This is a genomic window from Nitratidesulfovibrio vulgaris str. Hildenborough, assembly GCF_000195755.1.
Taxonomy (GTDB): domain Bacteria; phylum Desulfobacterota; class Desulfovibrionia; order Desulfovibrionales; family Desulfovibrionaceae; genus Nitratidesulfovibrio; species Nitratidesulfovibrio vulgaris.
This window is the reverse complement of record NC_002937.3, coordinates 1091708-1115265: the sequence shown is the minus strand read 5'-3', so window position 1 is coordinate 1115265 and position 23558 is coordinate 1091708. Positions and strand designations below refer to the sequence as shown.

Here is a 23558-nt window from a genome sequence, read left to right as displayed (position 1 = left end):
GTCGCCAGCGGCCCGACCAAGCGTCAGCAATTGGCGGCGGATTTGGGGAATCCGCCGCCATGCCAGCCCGGAGAGCATCAGGCTGGCGTAAGCGAGCAACCGCCCTGCATGTCCAGCATGGCAGGGTGCAAGACCAAAGGGGGGAGCTATGCCTCTCAATCGCACCATCACTCCGCAGCAAGCCACCGCGGGTACGATACGTCTTCCTGCGCCCGCAGTTGACGAAGTCATCACCATACAGAACGCCGCCGGGCTGAAACTCGCTCTTGAATTCGCCCCTGATGCGGCAACCACAGAGAAATCCGGCAACGACCTGGTCTTCACCTTCCCTGAAGGCGGGCAAGTGATCGTTTCCGATTTCTTCGCCCAGCTTGAAGGCGGCAACGTGCCCACCTTCGTCATCGAAGGTCAGGAACTCCCCGGAGACGCCTTCCTAACCGCCTTCAACGCCGAACTTCTGCCCGCAGCGGGCCCCGGGGCAGGCGGTGGCGCAGGTAGCGGCGGTGTGGGTGACTACACCGACGACCCCGGCAACCTCGTGGACAGCGTCGACCGGCTTGGCACCCTCGACCCGCTGGTGTTCGAACGTGGCACAGAACCTTTGCCGCTTACCGACGTCGGCATCGTCGACAACGGTGTGACCATAACCAATATCGCGCCCGGCGGTCCTGACATCGGTGCCGGAGAGGGCATCGTCGACGAGACCGCCCTTGCCAGCGGTAGCGCACCTGACGCGGCTGGCAGGACGCTGACCGGCGACTTCACCATCACCGCCCCCGATGGACTCGCCACAGTCATCATAGGCGGCGAGACCGTCATCTCCGGGGGTGCGCTGGTGAACAGCACCGTCACCGGAGACTACGGCACCCTCACCATCACCGGCTACAATCCCGCCACCGGCGTCATCACCTACTCGTACGAGTTGACGGGCAACGCCGACCACACCGCCGGTGACGACACCATCTTCGAGACCTTCCCCATCACCGCCACCGACACCGACGGCGACCTTGCCAGCGATTCGCTCAACATCCAGATTCTGGATGACGCCCCCGTCATCATCGGCGGGCAGGCGGAAGTGGACGAGACCAATTTCCGTGAAGGAAACACGTCCGGCGATGTCACTCCCCTTCTCGTGTCCGATACTGGAGACAACCCTGCCGACCCGTGGGGCGATGGCGTCATCGAAACGCAGGGCACGCTGAATTTCTCGGCGGGTGCAGACGGTGTCCAGTCGCTGGTATTCGATGCCACCATCGAGACGAACGGCCCCGCACTCACGTCACAGGGCGCACAAGTGCTCTTTGACGTAAGCGACGACGGCAAGACGTTGCGCGGCTACATCGTCGCCGAGGGCGATGACGCCGCCCCGAACGGCCTCACCGTCTTCACCATGACCATCGACAATACCGGCAAGTACACCTACACGCAGGAACGTCCCCTCGACCATTCAGTAGACGGTGACGCTTTGCCCGGCGACCCCGCCAGCACAGACCATCCGCACAACGACGCACTGCAGTTCAACGTGGGTGTGGTGCTCACCGACACCGATACCGACACAGCCACCGGCAACATCACTGTCGTCGTCAGGGACGACGGGCCGCGCGTGTACGGGAGTGAGGAATTCATCGAGCGGGCGGACTACGCGGCAGCCAGTGACGCACCCCATGCCTCCGTTGCCGATGACGCGCTCACGCACAGCTTCAACTTCACCAGCGGCAGCACCCTCGCCGACCTCATCAGTGCCAGCACCGACGCCAACACGGGGTTCGTTGACATCCGCATGGACGGCGGCACCCCTTACAACGGCGGTGCCAATGGGCTGGGTGGAACCTATGATGGCGTGCAGGTTGGCGCTGCCGACGGGCCCGACCGTGAGAACGAACTGGGCTACCGCGACGACAAGACGTCCCATGAGCAGGAAGCGCTGGTCTTCAAGCTCAACGGTGTCGCCGACCATTTCGAGATGGACGCCAGTGGCGCACTGTCAGGGAGCGAAGGCTCCGGGGAGCGCGGTGTCGTGCAGTTCTTCCTCGGCGACCAGCTTGTGGGAGCGCGAACCATCACGTCCTCCACTGCCGGCAGCATCGAGTTCACCGGTCTCTTCGACCGCGTTGTCGTCACCGCCACCGACAGGACATGGCTCAGCACATCCGACAACAGCGACTTCTACATCAAGAACGTCAGCTTCCACGAAGCAGACGCCGCCAGCGTAGATATCCATTCCGGCATGCTCTACTTCGACTATGGGGCAGACAGACCCGGCTCGTTCGAACTGGTGTTCGATGGCATCGCTTCAGGTCAGCAGCCAGAAGCCGAATCCGTGGAATACCGTGCAGCCGCCCCCTCGGACGGTGCGGACATCACAGACGCCTCCATCTGGACGCTGGATGGACGCCGCGTGAGCATCGAGCCCGAGCGAGACTCGGAAGGCAACCCCATTGCAGGAACCATGGTCGGTCACATCATCAATGACGATGGTACCGATTCCGGTCAGGTGGCCTTCACGCTCACCGTGAACACCGCCACAGGAGAATGGACGCTCGCACAGCGCGTACCGCTCGACCTGCCAGAGAACGGCGGCAAACTCGGCTTCTCGTACACCATCACCGACACCGATGGCGACACGGCCTCCGGCAGCTTCACCGTCACGGTGAACGAGGCCGACCGTGCCCCCGACATCGACATGCCTCCCGTTGCCCACGTGGTCGACGAGAACGGCCTTGTGGCTGGTAACGATGCGTCACTGGCAGCTGTAGAGGGTGCCTTCCGCATCGACACCAACGGCGAAGACCTCACGTCCGTCAGCATCGCCGGGGTGTCCTTCTCCGTCTCAAACGGTGTGGAGACCATCAACGACCTGCTGGGCAAGGTCTTCAACATCGGCATGAACGGCAAGGACGTGACCGTCGACGGCTACCTTGGCGTCCCTTCCCATGCCACGCTGGAAATCATCGGGGTCAGTGGTGATGCCACCTCCGGCTACAGTGTCCAGTATCGCTACACACTGAAGGACAACGTCAGGCACGGACAAGACCTCGACGACATGAAGACGGGCGACGTCATCCCCGTCTCGGTGACGACCACGGGTGCGGACGGGCATGCCCAGTCAGCCTCTGCGTCCCTCACCGTCACCATCGTCGACGACACCCCCACCATCGACCTCGCCCCCGCTGCCGGCCCCGTCACCGAAGGGCAGAGCATCGCGGGCACATGGACGCACGCCATGGGGGCCGACAATGACCTTGGCAGTTCCATCAAGGTCGTCATCGGCGGCAACGAATACAGCATCAACCAGAACATCTACACCTCGAAGGGCATCCTGCGCGTCAACGGTGACGGGGAATGGACCTTCGCGGCGAAGAACAACCTCGACCACGACTACAAGCAGGAATTGAAGTTCGCCCTGCGCATCACCGACTCGGATGGCGACACCAAGCTTACCGACACCATCACCGTCGCCATCAACGACGGCGAAGGTCCGGCGCGCGCAGGAACCCTGACGCTCACGCTCGATGACGATGCGGCATCGATGCTGACGCGACCCGACGGTTATCTCGACACCGACAAGACCAGCGGCAGCCTCAGCTTCACCGCAGGTTCCGACGACTTCGAATCGTTCAAGTTCGTCGACGCCAGCGGCGTCCAGATGGAAGGCGCAGGCGCAGCCCTGACGTGGGCCGTCGAATCTGGCAAACTCGTCGGCAGATACTCCAATGGTGACAAGGCGGTCATCCTTTCACTCTCCGGCGGGAACATCGACGCAGGTGAAACCGGCAACGTGACCGTTCACGCCGAACTCATCGACCCGCTGCTGCACGCCAACGGAAGCGACCTTGTGACCATCACCGGCATCAAGGTTCGCGGCACCGACATCGACGGTGACTACGTGGATGGCTCGGTCACGCTCAAGGTGACCGACGACATGCCCGTCGCCCAGATGGATGCCGACTGGGTACGTGAAGATGGCAAGCTCATCGCCTCTGGCAATGTGCTCTCCAACGACACCGCCCCCGGCTACGACTTGAGCGCCGACGGCAACCGCGTCACACACATCGCCAAGGGCGACGGTGCTGCGACCGACTTCTCCGAAAACGGTAGCACCGAGATTCAGGGTGAATACGGAACGCTCACCATCTACGCCGATGGTAGCTACTCGTACTCGCTCAACAATGACGACCCGCGCGTACAGCACCTCAACTCCAAGACGGACAGGTTGACGGAGACCTTCAAGTACACCGTCACGGACGGTGACGGTGATGCTTCAACGGCACCTCTCGTCATCACCATCGTGGGGACGGACGACGGCGTTTCCATCAAGGGGCTGGAGGGCTCTGAAGGTGAACTGTACGAGAAGTACCTGCCCGGCGGCACCGAAGACGGCCTCGGTTCGCTGGTGACCGCAGAACGCGAGTTCACCATCGACGTGAAGGACGGACTCGGTTCACTCACCATGAGCTACGGTGGTCAGACAGTCGACATCGCCGAAGGCGCAGTGCTCGACACGCCCTACGGGAACCTGACCATCACCGGCTTTGATGCGGTAACCGGCAAGGTGACCTACACCTTCGAACTGGACAGGAACGCGCCGCATACAACGCCGGCCACCGACGAGACGTTCGACCTCGACATCACCGTGACGCTGACCGACCGTGACAACGACAGCACCTCGGCCACGATCAACATCGACATCAAGGATGACGCGCCCACGCTGACGGTCAGCAACGGCGCGGTCACCGACGACTTCGGCCAGTCCGCCCTTGTTCACGTCGGCTTCGGTGCCGACACGCACCCCGGCGACGGCGACATGATAGCCCCCGGTGTGCAGTTGCAGGTGAACGGCGGCACGCCCAACTTCACCAGTAACGGCCTCGGCGTGACCTACGACGGGAAGCCCGTCGCAGGCAGCGATGGTCCCGACCGCGAGAACGAACTGGGCTACCGCGACGACAAGACTTCCGGTGAACAGGAAGGGGTGGTCTTCGAACTGGATGGCGTCGCCAACAGGTTCAACATGGACGCTCCCGGTTCCTTCTACACCGGTGGGGAAGGCGAACGCGGACAGGTCCTCTTCTTCCTCGGCAACGTACAGGTCGCCAGTCAGGCGATTCCCGCCAACGGACAGTTCAGCTACACAGGCGTCCTGTTCGACAGGGTCGTCGTTCAGGCTGTGGACAACTCCGACGGCACCACTAGCAGCGACAACAGCGACTTCTACATCAAGGGTGTGGATGTCGGCTTCGTCGACAGCATAGGCAAGGCCTCGGGCACCGTCGACATGGACTACGGGGCCGACGGCGAGGCCACCAGTGGGGCACTGACCTTCGGTGTGGGCACCACTGGCATCTACACCTACGACGGTCACGCCGTGACGGTGACCCCGTCGGCTGACGGCAAGACGCTCACCGGAACCTATGACGGTGGCAAGACGGCCTTCACCATGTCACTCGACACGACCGATGGCGAGTGGCACTTCGACCAGAAGGTTCCGCTCGACCTGCCGGGTACGACGCACAAGCTTGGTTTCAACGTGGGCATCACGGATGCCGACGGTGATACCACCCCAGCGGCTACCATCGAAGTGACGGTGAACGAAGTCGAGCGAGCACCCGACATCGACACAGGCCTTACCCCCCACGTGGTGCATGAATCCGGCCTCAATACGGCTGACGCCGCTGGTTCGGGCCTTTTCCCCGGTGGCTACGACAGCGCATCCGACCCGGATGGCAGCCCGGTTGTCACCGAAGGCACCTTCCGCATCAATGCGAACGGTGAAAGCATCACCAGCGTGGGTATCGCCGGAGAGACCATCTCCGACCTCTCCACCCTCGTGGGACGAACCTTCAACATCGGGGCCAACGGACAGCATGTCGCCTCCGGCGGTCATGCCACGCTTGCCATCACCGGCTACGACGCCTCGACCGGCGTTGTCAGCTACACCTACACTCTCACCGACAACGTTGCGCACAGCACCAACGTAGGCGGCGTGCTGTTCGACAACGAGAAGACCGGCGACGTGATTCCCGTCTCCGTCACCACCGGGACGGGCGCCGATGCCAGCACGGCAACGGCGACCATCACCGTGACCATCGTGGACGACGTGCCCAAGGCCGAACTCAACACGACGGCAAGCGCAGACGACAGTGCCACGCTCAACGTCGGACAACACACCGAAGGCCAGTTCAATATGGTCCCCGGTGCAGACGGTGTGGGGCAGCTGCTGGTCAACGGTGTCGCGTTCGATGCAACCAAGGCAGGCAGCGACGGCTACCAGTCCTTCGCAGGAGACCACGGCACCCTGTACGTCAATGCGGACGGTGAATACCGTTATGACGGGACCTCGGTCGGCAACGACAGCTTCACCTTCACGCTGGTGGACGGCGACGGCGACCGGGTGGCGGACACCCTTTCGCTGAACGTCGAGCGCGGCAACACCGAACCCGTGCTCACCATGGGAGACCCCGTGTCCGTCAGTGAGGCAGCCCTCCCGGATGGTTCCAGCCCCGCACTTTCAGAGACCACCACGGGCACCTTCACCTTCGATGACAAGGGTGAAGGGCTGCAATCACTCACTGTAGCCGGTCAGACCATCGACCTTGGAGCCTTCTCGACCTCCGGTCACACCCAGACCGTAGTGGACGACGCCACCGGAAAGCTGGTCATCACCGGGTACAACTCCGCCACAGGCGAAGTCAGCTACGAATACACCCTCAAGGATAACACCCTTGAAGGCGACAACGTGCAGCGCACCTTCGAGGTGAAGGTCACCGACACCTCGGGTGACGAGGCGAAGGCCAACATCGTCATCAACGTCACCGACGATGCGCCCACTGCTCATGATGACTTCGCGACCTTCCCGCAGGTGAATACCACCACCAACCTCGTCATCGTGCTCGACACCTCGGGCAGCATGGCCTGGGATTCTGGCGTTGATGGAAAGTCCCGCATGGAACTGGCGCAGGAAGCCATCGCCAAGCTGATGCACGCCTACGACGATATGGGCCATGTCAACATCAAGATCGTCGACTTCTACAGCGATGCCGACGCCAGCAAGCCATGGTTTGAGGGCAATGATGCCGTGGCGAAGGCCACGCAATACCTGACGACCGACAACAAGTTCGTACCGGGAGGCGGAACGGACTACGATGACGCCACCGCAGCGACAGCCAGTGCATTGCAGACAGGCATGCCTAATGCGGACCGTACCGTGCTGTACTTCTTCTCGGACGGAGCCCCCGACCCGATCAGCGAGGCGCTGAACGCAACAGAAGAGAAGGCATGGGTCGATGCCCTCAAGGGGGTGGATAACCTCGACATCGCCTATGCCATCGGCATCGGCAGTCAGGTCTCCACCACGCACCTGTTGCCTGTGGGATGGGAACGTAACCCCACCGACCCGGATAACCCCGACGCGCATTCGACCAAGGTGCTCACGGACTTGAGCCAGCTTGAAAGCACCCTGCTCAACACCGTGCCCATCGAAGGCAATCTCCTGAACAATGATGTAAAGGGCGCCGACGGTGCCTACATCGAGAAGGTTTCCTTCACCAGCGAGGACGGGACGGTCTACACAGCCACATGGAATACCAGCACCGGCAAGCTCGTGTTCACCACAGACCTTGGCGGCGACGGAACCATCGACAACAGCGTCGTGCAACCTGGGTCCCGCGTCACTTTCTCGCTGGGCGCAGACCGCGGCACGGTGGAGTTCGACTTCTCCGACGGCGACTTCAGGTACGTTCCTGGGGCGAACCCCACAGGGACGCCCACCTTCGACTACACCATCCGTGATGGCGACGGTGACCCCTCGTCCGCCCACCTCTACCTGCAGCTGAAGGGCGCAGCGGTGGACGCCAAGGATAACTTCGCCAGCGGAATCGATGAGCCTCGCTACATCTACGACAACGACAATGACTGGTGGGCCAACGACAGTCATGTCCACAACGTGGGAGCAGCGAGCGAACCGACGTTCGAGCTTTCACTCGGCAAGAACATGGTCAACGACTCTGTGGTCGCCTCGAAGGAGTTCAGCGTAAACGCCAACGATGAGGTGGCGTTCAACTGGAAGGCCATCATCGACGGCAAGGTGACCAACTCGCCGTCATCCTACGACACGGACACGTTCACCATCCGCATAATCAACCTTGATACCGGCAAGAAGGAATACGAAGAACAACTGTTCGACGGAAACCCGAATGACATCCGGAGCGATTCGTTCAGTTACAACTTCAAGGACACCGCCCGGTACAAGGTCGAGCTCATCGCCAGCGACAATGATTACGATATCAGCTCAACCAAGCACAGCCTTGATGTGCAGGTCAGCCAATTCGCCATTATGGCGGGGTATCTCGCGGGCAACCTCATCGGCGACTCTCCCGCAGATGCACTTGCAGGCATGACGGCACATGTGACCGAGGTGAACGGACAGCTGATTGCACAGGACGGTTCGTACACGGAGATAACGCACGAACAGTACGGTTCGCTCAAGGTCAACATGTACGGCGACTACGAGTACAGGCCTGCTGTAGGTGCGAATGGTCACGACGAAGCCTTCGTCTACAAGATAGCGACGCCGACCGGGCAGGAAGACCATGCCACCCTGAACATCCACATCGGGGCGGCAGGCGATCATACAGCCCAGACGACGTACAGCTATGCTTACGACGATCACAATAGTGCCACCGACACGAGCATGGTCTACATCGGCGGCAGTGGCGACGACACCATCGTCGGCACCGCAGGCGACGACATCATCCTCGGCGGGCTTGGGAACGACACGCTTGGCGGTAGCGGTGGACGAGACTACATCGACGGTGGACTCGGCAACGACACCATCATCATTCAGGACAATTCGGGCGACCACCGCATCACCGATGCGGACTTCAAGGGGCTGCATGGTGGTGCCGGAACGGATACGCTCGAAATCCATGGTGATAACGTGGTGCTCGACTTCAACAACATCGCCGACGGCAAGGTGTCAGGCATCGAGCACATCGACCTCGGCACCGACACCGGCGCACAGACCGTGCGCCTGACGGCAGCCGACCTGTTCGACCTCGCCGGGACCTCGGAAGCCACCGCAGCCGGCAACAAGGCCGTGCACATCAGCGGGGATAATGCAGACAAGGTCGAACTGGTGGGAAGCGACTGGACTCACAGCACAAACGCCGCAGGCCAGGATGTCTACAGCGTGACAGTGGGCTCGGAGACTCGCGACCTCATCATCGACCACACCATCCAGCAGCAGATCATCAACTCCGGCGGCTAGCACCGGAACGCCCAACGGTACGCAATGAACAGACAAGAGGCCCGCACCGCAAGGTGCGGGCCTTTCCATTACCTGTCAGAGTGGCTCGATGCCTTTCAAGGTGCCTTGCCCGTCAAGCAGTGAGCCGGGAAGCGGTCTCGGGTTCAACATCGGGTCTTCCCGGTGGCAACAGCCTCATCATGGAGGTACCCGCTGCATGTAGCCACTGCCGGTAGCCCGTCCGCTGGCACTGAATAGTTCTTCTTCCTCTCGGAACAGCTACGTAATGCGGCTGCCCCCCTTAAGCCATGCGACACAGCCAAACCACAACGGGGCTGCATCTGGTGCAAGTATCCCCCCACAGCCAGGAGTAGCCAGCTTGACCCCGAACAGGATAGAAGCTAGCCTGTCCATGTTCGCACAGGAGATGACACCCGTGGCCATCATGCACAGCAAAAATATTGAGATATGCTGTTTGCAGATACCACAGTCAGAGCGTCGCAACCAAGACAACGTCGCTCTTCCGTGCAAATTGCCGCCAATGGAACGGTGATACGAACACCCGCGATATCATTTTCGATGCAATAAAGATGTGTGTTTTCATCGAATCGTATCCTCTCCGCCATGCAGAACCAGAAGTCGTCCATGAATCGCGCCATGAAGACATCATGGGAACGGACTCGCGACGTGAAGCATTGAGGGAACTTTTCCAGTCGAGGCTACGAAAAGGCCCCCTGCCGCAACAAGCAGGGGGCTTTGCATGTATACAACCCCGGAGCATTCCATGACAACCACAGCCCATACCACCGCCCCCGCCAGCACATCCGCCACTGTCCCTTCACGTTCAGCCCGCGCGGTCTCCCGCGGCGTACCCCCCGGTGTGCCACCCGACATATCACCCGACAGGCGTCCTTCAGGCACCCCCCTAGCGAACACGGGTAGGTCACCGAGTGCCTCGCCACAGCCGCAGTCTGCCACCAGCCCTCACGGGTCTCACCACGCACGCATCCTTGCTGCGGCGAAAGCCTGCTACCATCGCAACACCGCACCGGACCGTCCCGGCACGGGCTATCGTCGTTTCGGCCCGGTGCGCCTCATGGTCGGATTCACAGAGAAGGGGCTGGTACTCCTGCATATCATCGCCGACACCCCTCAATGCGGTCATGGTGCCCGCGCACTGACCTTTCTCATCCATCTTGCCGAATCGTTCGGGTTGCCCATCACCGCCAATGCTCAACCCATCAGACACGGGCGCGGCTGCCTCGACCACAGGTCGCTTCTTGGCTGGTATCTGAGTTTCGGTTTCGAGCGCATCCCCGAAAGTTCCATGAACGGCATCCTCTATGTCCCGGCTTCACAGGCGGATATCTGCTGACCACCCACTCCGTGCGCCCGTGTCGTTGCGACATCGCACGAACACGTGAGCCGGACTGTCGCTATACCGTTCTCGTATGGGACCATCGCCCGCGAATGCAGAGATGAATGCAGAAAGGCCATCCTGTGGATGGCCTTTGATGCATCACTCCTGAATCCGAAGATTCACAAGCCGTTTTCTCAAGACTCTTGGAGACGCCTTCGGTACTGGGGGCACCTCAAGCTGGTCTTGAACAGGCACGACCACCGGAACCGTTTGTGCGAGCATACTGCGGTATCGGAAATGGACGAGACGAGAGGTGGCGCATCCCCCACATGGCGACGTACTCCGCCTCGCGGCAGGCCTATTCCTGTGTCTGCTGGTCAGCCGCCTCGCGCCGGACGCGGTCGGCCAGTTGCTTCACGTTGGTCACCTCGCGCACCCGCCACGAATCCCCGACAGGCACCAGCCGCACATTCACGGGGTAGGTCTCTTCGTTGCCGAAGTCGTAGACCTTGAGTGCGGCTGTGGCATCATCTCCCGTGCGTTTCACATCGGTGATGGAGCGTATCTCCTTGCGGCCCGTGGACGCGCCCTCGAACAGCGGCGAGAACAACCCGCCGTCCTGTTGCACGGGTTCCTTGCGCGGCTTTCCGGCAAACTTGCCGGAGGCGACGCCGTGCAGCACGAACTTGCGTGTCTCACCCGTGACCAGCATCTTCATGGCCTGTGCAGCCTGTGCGTCCGACCCGTCCTGCATACCCGCCACCATCATGGCCAGCATCGGGGCCATACCGCCCTGTCCAGCCTTCGACGATGCCTGACGGACCAGTGTCTGGACGAAGACATCCACCGCCCCGCCGATGACCGCATCAAGGTCGACGTAGCGTTGCAACAGGGCCGTATCGGACGTGTCGATGGCGCGCTGCACCTGACGCAAGGCTTGTTCGGGCGTCTCTGCGGCACGGGCGGGTATGGTCGAGGCGACAAGGACGACAACCCCTATGAGGGCTGCCCCAACAATGCGGATGAGATACGACATGGTGTTCCTTCCATGAAAAGAGTGAGACAGGCCGCTTGTATCGCATGGAACCCCGCCCCACAAGCATCCGCTGCCACTCGCGCACAAAGACGCTGGCAAAGGGTCAGGCATCCCGTGGCACGACATGATGCGATGGCCGAGGAGTGAGAGATATGCCGCAGGGGCCTGCGCACGACAATCAGCGCAGGGCAGCTGGCATTTCGCCCTTCACGGCAAGGGGCAACCCGCTTACGGCAAGGACAACCCCTTGGCAGGCTGCGGCAAGCAGTTGATTGCACTCGCCCGCAAGGTCGCGGAACCTTCTGCCAAGCGGTGTGGGTGGCACGATACCCCACCCGACCTCATTGGTCACCAACGCCACCGGAAGCGATGTCCCATCAAGTGCAGCCGCAAGCGCCCGCACATGCGACATGACCGACGCGTCATCATCCTCTGCCATCAGGTTCGAAAGCCACAGCGTGATGCAGTCCACAAGCACCACATCGGCACGGGGTTCGGCACGCCCTATGGCCCCGACCACGTCGAGAGGCTCCTCGAATGTCGTCCAGCCCTCACCGCGCGCAGCCTGATGTCGACGCACACGTTCCGCCATCTCCATATCGCGAATGCCCGCCGTGGCAATGTACACACGCCGCGCCCCCTGCGCCTCGGCCCAGCGTTGTGCCAAGGCACTCTTGCCGCTTCGCGAACCACCCGTGAACAACATCATACGCATCGGCAGCCTCCCTATGCGAGTATTGCACATGTCAGCGACTCCATCCCCGCATCTCTATCCCGCAACAGGCAATAATGCAGGTGATGGACCGCAAACAGGCTGAGACCAGCAACGTCGACGTATACGCTTCGCATTTCGCCACACCATGCCGGGGGTTGCCCCGTCTCCTCTCCCCGGCTAGTGTCACGTAAAAAGTTTGAAACCTGCGAGGAACCATGCCCGGATACCGAGTGCACCTCATCGCCGGAGCCGTCACCGGGGCTGCGGCGCTCACCGCCGCCACACAGACCGGACTGCTCATGGCAGACAGGGAGACACAAGCGGCACTCTTCTGCGTCACGCTTGCATCGTCGATATTTCCCGACATCGACACCCCCTCCAAGGGACGCCCGTGGTTCTATGGTGCGCTAGCTGCGGCTGACGCCTTCCTCATCTACACGCGACGCTATTTCTGGGCGTCACTGCTCGGATTCATGGCCATGTTGCCCTGTATCGGCGGACACAGAGGATGGACACACACTTGGTGGGCCATGCTGCTGGTTCCCCTGCCGCTGCTGCTTGCCCCTGTGCACCTCTTCGGCATGAGTTGGCGGGGGGCAGCCGTGTGGTATCTTGCCGCAGTACTGGGCTATGCCTCGCATCTGGTGCTCGACGAGAAATGGTAGCCCCGCACCAACGGCAGGGCAACTGCAATCCGATGGCAAGGATAAACACGACGCCTTGCAGTGTCGGGCATTCCCGTCTCGCACCGTATACGCCGCCACACAGCGACGCATGCGGACAGCATAACGCCAACGGCACAGACAGGATGATGCGCAGACCGGACGGCGGCACAGGCCGGATGCTGGCGCATGACACGCTTCGCCGGGGGTAGTGCCGCGAGACGCGGGCCTAGCCGGACAGATGCGTCGCTTCGCGTGATTCCATCCGACAGGCGTGTATCAAAGGCGACACCTCGCCCAAGAACGGGCTCATCAGACAGGAATGCCGAAGGTCTTGGCCTTCGGCATTCCTGAAGTCATTCATACTGCCCATGGTCTTCTGCACGGGCTTCACAGACGATGCCCACTACCGGATGCTGCCCCACCGATGCAACATGCAGGGGCATACGGCAGCCCACGTCAGCAGGCATGGCGGTCACGCTGGCATCACTGGCGCGGTGTCGCGGAAACGCCAGCGCCACCCGCCGCAGGTAAGGGTGCCCCCGCAGCCGGTGCCGAAGCGGCAGCCTCGAACCGGCTACCGAGGTCGCCAGCCAGCTTCGCAGCCATACGCACGGCGTCCATACGTTCCGGCGCCCCCTGCACACGACGCTGCACCCACATGGCCACGTAGACGAGCGTGTCATCGTCCAGACCGCGCGCCTCCGGTCGGCTACGCATGGCCTCGGCAAGCGTCTCACGCGCGCGTTCGCGCATCATGATGGACTGCTGGTACCGCTTGCCGGAGATGTCCATGAGCTTGCGTGCGGCTTCCGCCTCCTGCGCCGTACCATTGTCACGCGCCGTCTCGTAGGCGTTGAGGGTCTCCATGAAACTGGCGTTGGCATCGGCAGCGGCATCGCTGGCTTCTGTCCACGCACCGACGCGGCGCGAGAAGTCCTTCATGCCCGAAGCGGCTTCGAACGCGCCGGAAAGGGCACGGAACCGCTTGGCGTACAGACGGTACATCTCCTTCGTCTCATCGACGGTCAGCGTCTTGCCGTCACGGGGGGCGGCTGCGGCTTCGGCGACGGCTGCCATGAAACGGTCCGCATACATGCGGTACAGCGCATCGAGCATCGGCGACGTGAAGGCATAGGCAAGCACGGCGGAACGCCCTGCGGCAAGGCTCTCACCCGACCACGAGAGACCGGTCATCCCCGTTCCGTAGCGCAGGTTCGCGGCCTTGAGTCCGGCACTGACGAAGCCCGACTTGCGCGCTTCCGGATGCGTGCCGCGCGGGTGGTAGTTGGTCACAAGCCAGCTGGCGAGGTCTTCTACGAAGGCATAGCGCACCACGGCGTCTTCCATCGGCACGGCAGGCGTGGGCTGCGTGGCGTTGCCGACAACACCCGTCACCTGTGTGCCGTTGGCGGCGACTGCCGCATCGGGACGTGCCCCGTTGCCCCCGGCAGCCAGCATGTCGGCAAGGCCGGGCGGCGGCCCCTGTTCCGGCGCAGGTGCGAGGGCAGCCTGCGTTCCCGTCTGGTCGGTGGTGGCACGTTCGGGCACGACGTTCGTCACAAGCACATCACGCAACAGCCATAAGGCCCCCGCTGCGATACCGATGCAAATGATAAGAATCCATACCAACCCGGAGCCTTTCTTCTGCGGCTTCTTACCGGGACGGTTGGAAGGCATTTCGATGATGTCTTTCTCTTCGGGCATTCCATCCTCCTGCAGCCTGTCACTGCGGGTCTTGCGTCTGGGCGACGCGGTACCTGTGCCTTGTAGCATCGTGACGCCCCAGTGTGAAGCCATGCCGATATCGCCTCCGGTCTGTCGCACGAGGCACACTGCGCATTCTTCCGCAGTGCGGACGGTTTGCGGCGTTTTGATGCAATGGCTTGCCATCACAAGGCAAACGGGGCAGAACATGTGTACTTAAGGAGGGCCCCTTGACCGGATATCTGCTGGTGCTTCTTGCGGCGTCGCTATGGGCGCTCATCGGTCCGCTGGCCCGCTTCTGCATGGACGAAGGACTATCCCCTCCGGAGATAGCGCTGTGGCGCGCCGCATTCGGCGCACTGTTCTTCGCCCTGCATGCGTGGCGATGCGGCCTGTGGAGGGTCGACCCCCGGCACGGGGCAGCCATGTCGGCTTTCGGCATCGTAGGGGTCGGCGTCCTGTTCGGTTCGTACCAGTACGCCGTGCAGGAGGGAGGGGCAGCCCTTGCCGCCGTGTTGCTCTATACCGCACCGGCATGGGTCGCCGTCCTGTCGCGGCTACTCCTGCATGAACCGCTCACCCGACGCAAGCTTGCGGCCCTTGTGGTCGCCATGACGGGCGCGGTGCTCACCTGCCTTTCCGGCGGCGGGCTTTCGGGCGGTGCCAGCACAGCAGGCATCGTGGCGGGTCTCATTTCCGGCTTCGCCTACTCGTTGCACTACATCTTCAGTGCCCACTGGATGCGTCGCTACTCGCCGGTGACGCTCTACCTCTACTGTCTGCCCGCTGGCGTCGCGACACTGGTTCCTTTCACGACCTTCACGCACAAGACGCCCACGGCGTGGCTTCTGCTGGTAGCCATAGGACTGCTGACGACCTACTGCGCCTATTTCGTCTATTGCGAGGGGATACGCCGCCTTGCGCCGACACGGGTCGCCATCGTCGCCAACCTCGAACCTGTACTGGCAGCACTGCTTGCCTACCTGTGGTGGGGTGAACTCTTCCCGCCTCTGGGATGGCTGGGGGCAGGTCTGGTGCTCACGGCGGTCTTTCTCATCGTCCTCGACCGCAGTGAGACCCCACAGGTGCCTCCCCACTCCACCAAGCCCGAGTGATCGCGCCAACGGGGGCACCACAGCACGCCACAAGAGCACACAACGAGACATCAGGCCACAACGCAGCACCTGTGACCGGGCTGGCAATCCGACAACGTCGGCAGACGGGGGATGAACGGATAGAGAGGGGAGGAGTGGTTCCTACACCTTGGCGAGAAGGCGCAGGTACAGGTCGCCCTGCCACGGGCCGATGCGCTTGCCGAGCCCCTTGAGGCGTAAGGGACGGCCCACGACGAAATCGGGGGGCAGGGTCATCTCCACGGTGCGAACCTCGTCGGACAACCCCTGACGAATCTGCAAGCGCACCCGTCCGCCCGGCAGCAGATTGGCTGCGGGCAGGTGGATGGTCTGTTCCTCGTCAATCTGGCGGCGCAACCAGCCACGCACAGCCCCGGCAACACCATGCGTGAAGTCGAACGCAACACTCCTGTCGCCCCATTCGAGGCTGAGCTTGCGTTTTTTCGGGGGGCGTTCCGCCGTCGTGCCCCCGGTTCGCCGTATCTGACTATAGATGTCCTCGAACACCCGACGGGCGAATGGGTCACGCAGGATGTCCTGCAAGACGTCTTCGCGTTCGGTATAGGCTTCCTGCGCCTTGCGCTTCGTCCTGTCAGCCCCTGCACCGGAGGTGCTGCCATCCGGCGAAGTCGCCTCGCGCGTGTGTTGCGCCCCACCTGTTCCGGGGCGCTCTCCCGCCCCGGCAGGACGCGCGCCTTGCCGTGCATCCCTGCCGGATTCGCCCGGTGTGGGGCCGGAACGTCGCGATTCGCCAGCCGATGTCGTTGTGCCCTGCCCGGCCTGCCGAGCCTGCCCCGCATGAGGGGGTGCGGTGTCGTCACGATGTGCCGGACGCCCCTTGCCATCCCTCGCCGCACCGGGCCTTGCCCCGGCGGCACCGCCCGATGCGGGGCCGGCCTTTCGCGACTGCGACGCCCCACGCTCTTCGTACAACCGGGTCAGCAGGACATAGGCTTCGTTCAGCTGCCGGAAACGGCGCGCGGCATCGGGCTTGTCCGGATTGAGGTCGGGATGCAGCGCGAACGCAAGACGCCGATAGGAGCGCTTGACGTCGTCAAGCGCGGCCCTGTCGTCCACCTGCAGGATGCGTCGGCAATCCCTTTCGGTCACGGATGCTCCGGTGGCTATTCGTCGTCCAGCACAAGGGCGTTGGCCTCAGTGCTGCGGTCGCGCGCCACCAACCCCTGCGATTCGAGATAGGCACGCCCTGCGGCGGCGAATTCGCCATGCGTCACGTCGGGGCGGATGCCGGGGCAGAAGTCCTTTGCCAGTTCAAGACTCTCACGGTCGACAAGGTTGCCACGGAAATACGGCCACGCACGGCAGATGTCGGGCTTGGCCTCATGCACGGAACATCCCTGCCCTGCCTCGAAGAAGATGCAGTTGCGGTCTTCGCCCGTGCGTATCTTGAGCTTGCCGTTGCGCTGTTCGCAATAGGTGGCGGCGAAATCCACGGGGCTCAACCCCGTGTGCCCGCACAGCCGGTCAAGGTCGGTGGGGCTGACCACGATACCGCCTTCGCCGTGGCAACAGTGGCCGCACATGCGGCAATCGAAGGCTTCACGCTGCGACTCGCTCATCGGATTCCTCCACCAAAAAGTCGACGGTGTTCTACCATGAGGCACAGGTCCTCGACGACGGCAATACCCTGTCCAGCCAGAAGACGGCCCGCCTCCGGACTGCGGATGCCAAGCTGCATCCAGAAGAGACGCGGCTTGTGCGGCAGGGCCAGCACTTCGGCGGCGTGCCCGGGGCAATGTTCCGGGGCACGGAACACATCCACAAGGTCGATGGCAACTGTGATATCGGCAAGACTGGAGTATGTCTCTAGGCCCCACACGCCCTTTCGGACGGGATGGACGGGCAGCACCTCGTAGCCTGCCTCAATGAGATAGCGGCCCACGGCGTCGACAGGCTGGCCGGGCTTGTCCTTGGCACCGATGACGGCGATGGTCCGCGTCGCGGCAAGGTGCGCACGCAACGAATCGTCGAAAAGCATAGTGAACCTCATTTCGGGGATAAGGCGGCAGTCTATCCTGCGGCGGGGCCGAGCGCAATCCTGCGATTGCTAACCCCCGCGCCCGCGCGCTAGAAGACCAGCATACACCACCAGAACAGGAGACGTCATGTTCACTGCCGCAGAACGCATTCCCGACGATGAAGTCCGCCGCCGCCACAGCCGCTGCCGTGCGGCCCTCGCAGACGTCGCCCCCGAGGCCTCCGGTCTGCTGGTCTTTGCCAGACTCTCCATCTACTACCTCACCGGTTCGCTCGGTAACGGCGTGCTGTGGCTACCCCGCGAAGGCGAAGCCATGCTCTTCGTCCGCAAGGGCATCGAACGCGTTCTGCTTGAAAGCCCCATTGAACGTGTGCACCCCTTCCGTTCCTACGGCGACATCGTCGAACTCGCACGCGAAGCAGGTTCCCCATTGGGCGGGGTGGTTGCTGCCGAGATGGGAGGACTGCCATGGTCTCTCGCCAACCTGCTGCAACAGCGTCTTCAGGGCGTTTCTTTCGTACCCGGCGACATGGCGGTAACCCTCGCGCGGGCCGTCAAGTCACCATGGGAACTAAACAAGATGCGCCTTGCCGGGGCAAGGCATCACGAAAGCCTGCACGAAGCCCTTCCGCAGCGCATACACCCCGGCATGACCGAACGAGAGGTCTCGCACCTCGCGTGGCAGGTCTTCTTCGAGCGCGGACATTCGGGCATGATGCGCATGTCCGCCAATGGTGAGGAGATATTCCTCGGCCATGTGGCCGCCGGAGAGAACGGGAACTACCCCAGCCACTTCAACGGCCCGCTGGGGCTCAAAGGCGAACATCCCGCCGTCCCCTACATGGGCTATGCGGGGTCTGTATGGCGCAGGGGAACGCCGTTGGCCGTGGACATCGGCTTCACCCTTGAAGGCTATCATACCGACAAGACGCAAGTGTACTGGGCGGGTCCGCGTGCCTCCATCCCTGACGCCGTGCTGCGCGCCCACGAGACGTGCATGGAAGTGCAGGCCCGCGCAGCCGCAGCCCTGCGCCCCGGCGCCATCCCCTCCGCCATCTATCAGGACGCCCTGCAACTCGTCGGGGAGTACGGACTCTCTGAAGGATTCATGGGAATTGGAAGCAACAAGGTACCGTTCCTCGGGCACGGCATCGGCCTTGCCGTGGATGAACACCCGGTACTGGCCCGGCGGTTCGATGCGCCTCTCCAGACCGGCATGGTCATCGCCATCGAACCCAAGATGGGCATCCCCGGAGTGGGGATGGTGGGAGTGGAGAACACCTTTGAAGTGACGGAAGACGGTGGCCGCTGCCTCACGGGTGACGAGTACGACATCGTCTGCATCGAATGAACCACGGCGCGGGGGCCACGGGCTGGACCTCCTGCACTCTCCGGACAGATTGGGCAGACTGGACAAAAGAAAGGGCCGACCTGTGCGGCCCTTTCCTTGTCATAACCATCTCATGGCTGAAGAGGCTGACCCGCTGGCCCGAAGGCGCGTTCGAGGGCCTCATCCATCTGGTCTGCGGTGAAGAGGTCGCGCAGCACCAGTGGTGCATTGCGCAGCAGCCCCGTAGGGAACAGGGCGACCACGGGAATGCTGCTGCTGCCCAGCGAATGCAGCAGGGCCTGTGCCACCGGGTCGTCGCGCGTGAGGTCGACCCGCACGAGACGTGCCCCATAGGCCTTCTGCCATCGTGCCATGTTGGCGGCGTTCAGGGTCGTACGTTCCAGCAGTTTGCAGTTGGGGCACCAGTCCGCCGTGAAGTCGACGATGACGGGCTGACGACCGAGCATATCACGAAAGGCCGTCGCCTCGAAGGGCTCCCACCGGGCTTCATCGGCAGGCGGTGACAGTGCCCACGCAACCGTCATGCCCACCAGTGCGACCGCGACGCACCGCACCGCAATGCGCTGCACCGACGAGGCCCCCGGCCCCGCCCATGTGCCCCACAGCCACGCCGCGAACGCGGCAACCAGCAAGGTGACCAGCATGGGCAAGAGCAAGGCGGCAGGCAGGATGGTGAGCAGGTAGACGGATGTCGCCATCAGAAAGAAGCCCACCACCTGTTCCATCACACCCGTCCATGCTCCCGGTCGGGGAAAGAACCGCACAAGGCCGGGACGCGCTGCCATCAGCAGGTAGGGCGACGCCATTCCAAGTCCCACAAAGGCGAATACCAGTGCCAGCACTGACGAGGGCTGCCGAAAGGCCCACCCCAGCACGCCGCCGAGAAGCGGGCCGCTGCAAGGGGTCGCTAGCAGCGTGGCGACCACTCCGGTCATGAACGCCTGGGCGCGGGGGCTTCCGGTGGTGCCTGCCTTGAGGTCGAGAACAGGCAGCGAGAACACGCCGAACATGGACAGGCCAAGCGTGAAGACCACCAGCGTCAGTCCGAAAAGCACTCCCGGCCGCTGGAACAACTGCCCCCATGCAAGCCCTGCCACGGCGAGAATACCCGCCAGCACCACGAACCACACGAGGATGCCTGCGGCAAAGAACAGGTTGTGCTCCCGGAAAGCCCTTCGGCGCACCCCCTCGTCACCCGGCGCACCGGACGTGGCGATGAACCCGCTCAACTTCAGACTGATGACAGGCAATACGCACGGCATGACATTGAGGATGAGCCCAGCCAGAAGGCCAAGCAGCAAGGCCTTGCCAAGACCGGAGACTTCAAGTTCGGGCGCGAAATAGCGGGGTGCGAAAGACCACGCGGGTGATTCCTGCGCGGCACCGGAAACAGAACGGGAGACGGCGACGCCGGACGACGTTCCTTCGGGAGAGACAGACACGATACCAGAGACAGCCTTCTGCGCCTGCTCTTCTTCTCCACGTGCCACGTTGCCGGCAGTTGCCGTGGTATCGACTCCGGTAGAGGACGGGAAGGGAAGGGAGCCCCCTGTTCCGGGGGCTGCATCACGAGGCGTGGGCGTAACGCCGCCCATCCCGATTGCTGCCCCATCGCCTACCGCGCCAGCGCTCGGCGTTCCGGTCATGCCGGGGGCGACCGCCCCGGCGACGGGTCTTCCGGGTACCGCTTGCGCCAGCTTGCCGCGCCATGGACGCGACGCGGCATCGGGTAACGCCGCGAATGCGCCTTCGCCGGGCAAGGTCACGACGATGTCATGCCGCACAGGTTGGCAGTTACGGTCGGAACAGAGAAGGAGCGATGTCCGCACGATGACGTCGCCGCCAGCGAGCAGTGCCGGAACCTTAACGAAGACCGGAGTCTTCGGCCCATAGGCATTGACGATCCTGCCGGGGGTGAAGGGGTCGTCGAGCGGTTCGCCCGGCATATAGAGCACCGGCAGGTCGAGAGGCGTCCCACTCCGGTCATGGACACTTACCACGGTGGGCCGCGTATCCACCCCCGGCTCATGCGCGTAGGCGTGGTATTCCGGTGCGGGGTCGATCCACAGCACGATGATGCCACCCGCCGTCTCGCGATCATGCGCCAGTTCAGTCGAGAACGTCACAGGCTCGGCAGCGTGCGCGGAAAGGGCGCCCCCATCAAGTGTGGCCCACGGTACCAACACCGGAACGAGCCCCGGCAGGAGCAGGAGAAACGCGGCAAGAACACAGGATATTGCGATGTTTGAAACTCTGGTTTGGTGTCGCATCAGGTGACGATACGTTTTTTTCGCACCACGGGCAAAAAAAATGTTGACTTCACAGACCGAGGCGACTAGGTTCCGTCTTCGCCGAACGGCACGGGTCATTAGCTCAATTGGTAGAGCAGCTGACTCTTAATCAGTTGGTTCGGGGTTCGAGTCCCTGATGGCCCACCAGCTTGCAAGTACGCCCCGCAGTGGAAACACTGTGGGGCTTCTTCGTTTCCGGCTGCCTGATATGACGGAGACGTGCACCCCTGAGACGATGCTGGTGCCTCCCCCCTTCTTCAACTTTTTTCGGGAATCGCAAAAAAACCTGTTGACCCTCACACCCGTTGAGCGTAGATACCGTCTCCGCCACGAGGCACGGGTCATTAGCTCAATTGGTAGAGCAGCTGACTCTTAATCAGTTGGTTCGGGGTTCGAGTCCCTGATGGCCCACCAGAACGAGTGCAAACCCGCAGTAGTGATACTGCGGGTTTTTGCGTTCCATAGAAAAGTGAACGATCCCGCCTTGATCGCAGTAGCCATGCATTCTTCCATCACATGCAAAAGGCCCCTGAGGACATTCCCCAGGGGCCTTGTATCACCAGAAAGTGACGAGCATCATACGATACGGTCAATCGCGCCGCTTGCCGAAGCGGTCGAGATGCGCCATGGCGACCTCGAAGACATGCTCAGGGGCAAGGTCGCGCAGGCATTGCAGCGTATCACACGTATTGCGGTTGCACGGCTGGCAGGCGAGGCGCGCGGCGACATCGATATGTTCGGGTGAAGGGAACGTCCATGCGGTGCCTGTCGCCCCAAGCACGACGCACGTCGGGGTATCCACCGCCACCGCGATATGCCTCGGGGCCGAACAGTTGCCCAGATGCATGTCCGCTTCCGCGATGCACGCCGCCATCTCGCGCAGCGTCAGCATCCTGTCCGGCAGCAGGACGTTGCCGTCTGCACGGCACGCAGCGACCATTCTCCGGATGTCAGCCTCTTCTCCCGGCCCCCAGAAAGGCAAGAAGCGTACGTCGGGGGCCTTATCCGCGGCGATATCCATAAGCCGGGCGTAGTGCAGGGCGGGCCACTGGCGGGTGATACGGCGATGCGTCGGGTCTAGCGTCACCAGCCTCTGCCCTTCTGCCAGACCGGCGGATGCCAGTATCTCGCGGGCAGTCGCACGCTCTTCAGGGCGCAGCCACAGGCGCGGGCGTTCACCGTCCCACCGTATGCCAAGCGGCTCAAGGACACTGGCCTTGGACATGGCCGCATAGCCGTCGCGCGGCTTCACCCAGTGCGTGTAAAGCCAGCGGTTGTACCACGGAGGCGTGAAGCTGAGCCTCACCGGAGCGCCAGAGAAGGCGACGACCCAACGGGTACGCGGCAATTGCTGGAAGTCGACCACGATGTCGAACCCCTGCCCGGCCACCTCACGATACCATGCCACTTCGGCGAAAAAGGAACTGAGCCGTTTCTTGTCGAGAGGCCAGACCACATCCACATCTGGATTGCCATCCAGCATGGAGACGCACTTGGACTCGGTGAGGACATGGATTTCGGCCTCGGGAAAGCGCCGACGAAGAAGGGTAAGGGCCGGAGTGGCGAGGAGGACGTCGCCTATCTGCCTCAACTGGCAGACGAGGATGCGCCGCACACCACCTTCGGGCAGGACGATCGAAGTCATGATTCTCCGGGGTAGGGATGAGTCTGCGCGGCAAGCATGACACCGCGCTTTCTGATAACGTCGGGACATCATCCTGTCCAGCACGCCGGAAGGGAGGAGGCGCCCTATCCATTACGAACCCGTGCAGGGGTTCGCGCCGCCAGCGGCGGCAAGCCGCCGGGCGGAAAGGCACGGCGCACGTTCGCTCACGGCAGGGGTGAACCCTGCCTGCTCACTTCACCGACTGCTGCACGCCTACGGCGACAGCAGAAAGCCCCCCCGACGTTTCCGTCAGGGGGGCTTCATGGTCACCAGTCATTGCTACGGAACTTTGCCCTCTCCGCGGCGAACCATTGCCGGGGTTCCGTAGCTGGCGAGGCACGGCCTCTGCGGTAGTGAAGCACGGTTGTGCTACCGTGTACCGTTTGATCAAGCA

Annotated in this window: 13 protein-coding genes and 2 tRNA genes; 7 read left to right on the top strand and 8 right to left on the bottom strand. The window is 62.6% G+C overall.

Annotation, left to right across the window (positions count from 1 at the left end; genetic code table 11):
• Positions 1–148: 148 nt before the first annotated feature.
• Both DVU_RS04795 and DVU_RS04790 read left to right on the top strand, forming a co-directional pair.
• Complete coding sequence (locus DVU_RS04795) at positions 149–9265, top strand: DVU1012 family biofilm structural adhesin (protein WP_010938311.1); 9117 nt, start codon at positions 149–151, stop codon at positions 9263–9265.
• A gap of 763 nt (positions 9266–10028) precedes the next feature.
• The gene (locus DVU_RS04790; protein WP_014524303.1) at positions 10029–10619 is read left to right on the top strand and encodes a hypothetical protein; all 591 of its coding nucleotides are present in this window, start codon (positions 10029–10031) and stop codon (positions 10617–10619) included.
• A 343-nt stretch (positions 10620–10962) separates the two neighbouring features.
• On the opposite strand, the gene DVU_RS04785 is transcribed toward DVU_RS04790, so the two are convergent.
• Together DVU_RS04785 and cobU are read right to left on the bottom strand one after the other, a co-directional pair.
• A complete protein-coding gene (locus DVU_RS04785; protein WP_011792587.1) occupies positions 10963–11640 on the bottom strand; it encodes a DUF2939 domain-containing protein in 678 nt (225 codons plus the stop codon).
• Between the two features lie 178 nt (positions 11641–11818).
• Positions 11819–12355, bottom strand: a complete 537-nt coding sequence (gene cobU, locus DVU_RS04780; RefSeq protein WP_010938306.1) for a bifunctional adenosylcobinamide kinase/adenosylcobinamide-phosphate guanylyltransferase — start codon at positions 12353–12355, stop codon at positions 11819–11821.
• Positions 12356–12570: 215 nt separating this feature from the next.
• On the opposite strand from cobU, the gene DVU_RS04775 reads away from it, so the two are divergent.
• Positions 12571–13020 carry a metal-dependent hydrolase gene (locus DVU_RS04775; RefSeq protein ID WP_010938305.1) on the top strand — a complete coding sequence of 150 codons (450 nt, stop codon included), beginning with the start codon at positions 12571–12573 and terminating at the stop codon, positions 13018–13020.
• Between the two features lie 483 nt (positions 13021–13503).
• Here DVU_RS04775 and DVU_RS04770 read toward each other — a convergent pair whose 3' ends face one another.
• Positions 13504–14817, bottom strand: a complete 1314-nt coding sequence (locus tag DVU_RS04770) for a hypothetical protein (RefSeq protein ID WP_223295144.1) — start codon at positions 14815–14817, stop codon at positions 13504–13506.
• Between the two features lie 137 nt (positions 14818–14954).
• Here DVU_RS04770 and DVU_RS04765 point away from each other — a divergent pair, with 137 nt between their 5' ends.
• Complete coding sequence (locus tag DVU_RS04765; protein ID WP_010938303.1) at positions 14955–15839, top strand: DMT family transporter; 885 nt, start codon at positions 14955–14957, stop codon at positions 15837–15839.
• 141 nt (positions 15840–15980) lie between these two features.
• Here the strand turns inward: DVU_RS04765 and DVU_RS04760 are convergent, their stop codons facing one another.
• The 3 genes from DVU_RS04760 to DVU_RS04750 are packed head-to-tail and all read right to left on the bottom strand — an operon-like array spanning position 15981 to position 17856.
• Positions 15981–16967 (bottom strand): DnaJ domain-containing protein, encoded by a 987-nt coding sequence (locus DVU_RS04760; protein WP_010938302.1) that lies wholly within the window; start codon positions 16965–16967, stop codon positions 15981–15983.
• Between the two features lie 14 nt (positions 16968–16981).
• Complete coding sequence (locus DVU_RS04755; RefSeq protein ID WP_010938301.1) at positions 16982–17437, bottom strand: YkgJ family cysteine cluster protein; 456 nt, start codon at positions 17435–17437, stop codon at positions 16982–16984.
• On the bottom strand, positions 17434–17856 hold the full coding sequence (locus DVU_RS04750; protein ID WP_014524302.1) for a CoA-binding protein: 423 nt from the start codon (positions 17854–17856) through the stop codon (positions 17434–17436). Before DVU_RS04750 ends, DVU_RS04755 begins: the two co-directional genes overlap by 4 nt.
• Before the next feature lie 127 nt (positions 17857–17983).
• Here DVU_RS04750 and DVU_RS04745 point away from each other — a divergent pair, with 127 nt between their 5' ends.
• Entirely contained in the window at positions 17984–19207 is a 1224-nt protein-coding gene (locus DVU_RS04745) for a M24 family metallopeptidase (protein ID WP_010938299.1), read from the top strand.
• Between the two features lie 110 nt (positions 19208–19317).
• Here the strand turns inward: DVU_RS04745 and DVU_RS04740 are convergent, their stop codons facing one another.
• A complete protein-coding gene (locus tag DVU_RS04740) occupies positions 19318–21333 on the bottom strand; it encodes a protein-disulfide reductase DsbD family protein (RefSeq protein WP_223295143.1) in 2016 nt (671 codons plus the stop codon).
• 236 nt (positions 21334–21569) lie between these two features.
• On the opposite strand from DVU_RS04740, the gene DVU_RS04735 reads away from it, so the two are divergent.
• Positions 21570–21645 (top strand) — tRNA-Lys (locus DVU_RS04735).
• A gap of 191 nt (positions 21646–21836) precedes the next feature.
• Positions 21837–21912: transfer RNA gene (locus DVU_RS04730), tRNA-Lys, on the top strand.
• A gap of 175 nt (positions 21913–22087) precedes the next feature.
• Here the strand turns inward: DVU_RS04730 and DVU_RS04725 are convergent.
• Entirely contained in the window at positions 22088–23143 is a 1056-nt protein-coding gene (locus DVU_RS04725) for a glycosyltransferase family 9 protein (RefSeq protein ID WP_010938297.1), read from the bottom strand.
• Between the last annotated feature and the right edge of the window lie 415 nt (positions 23144–23558).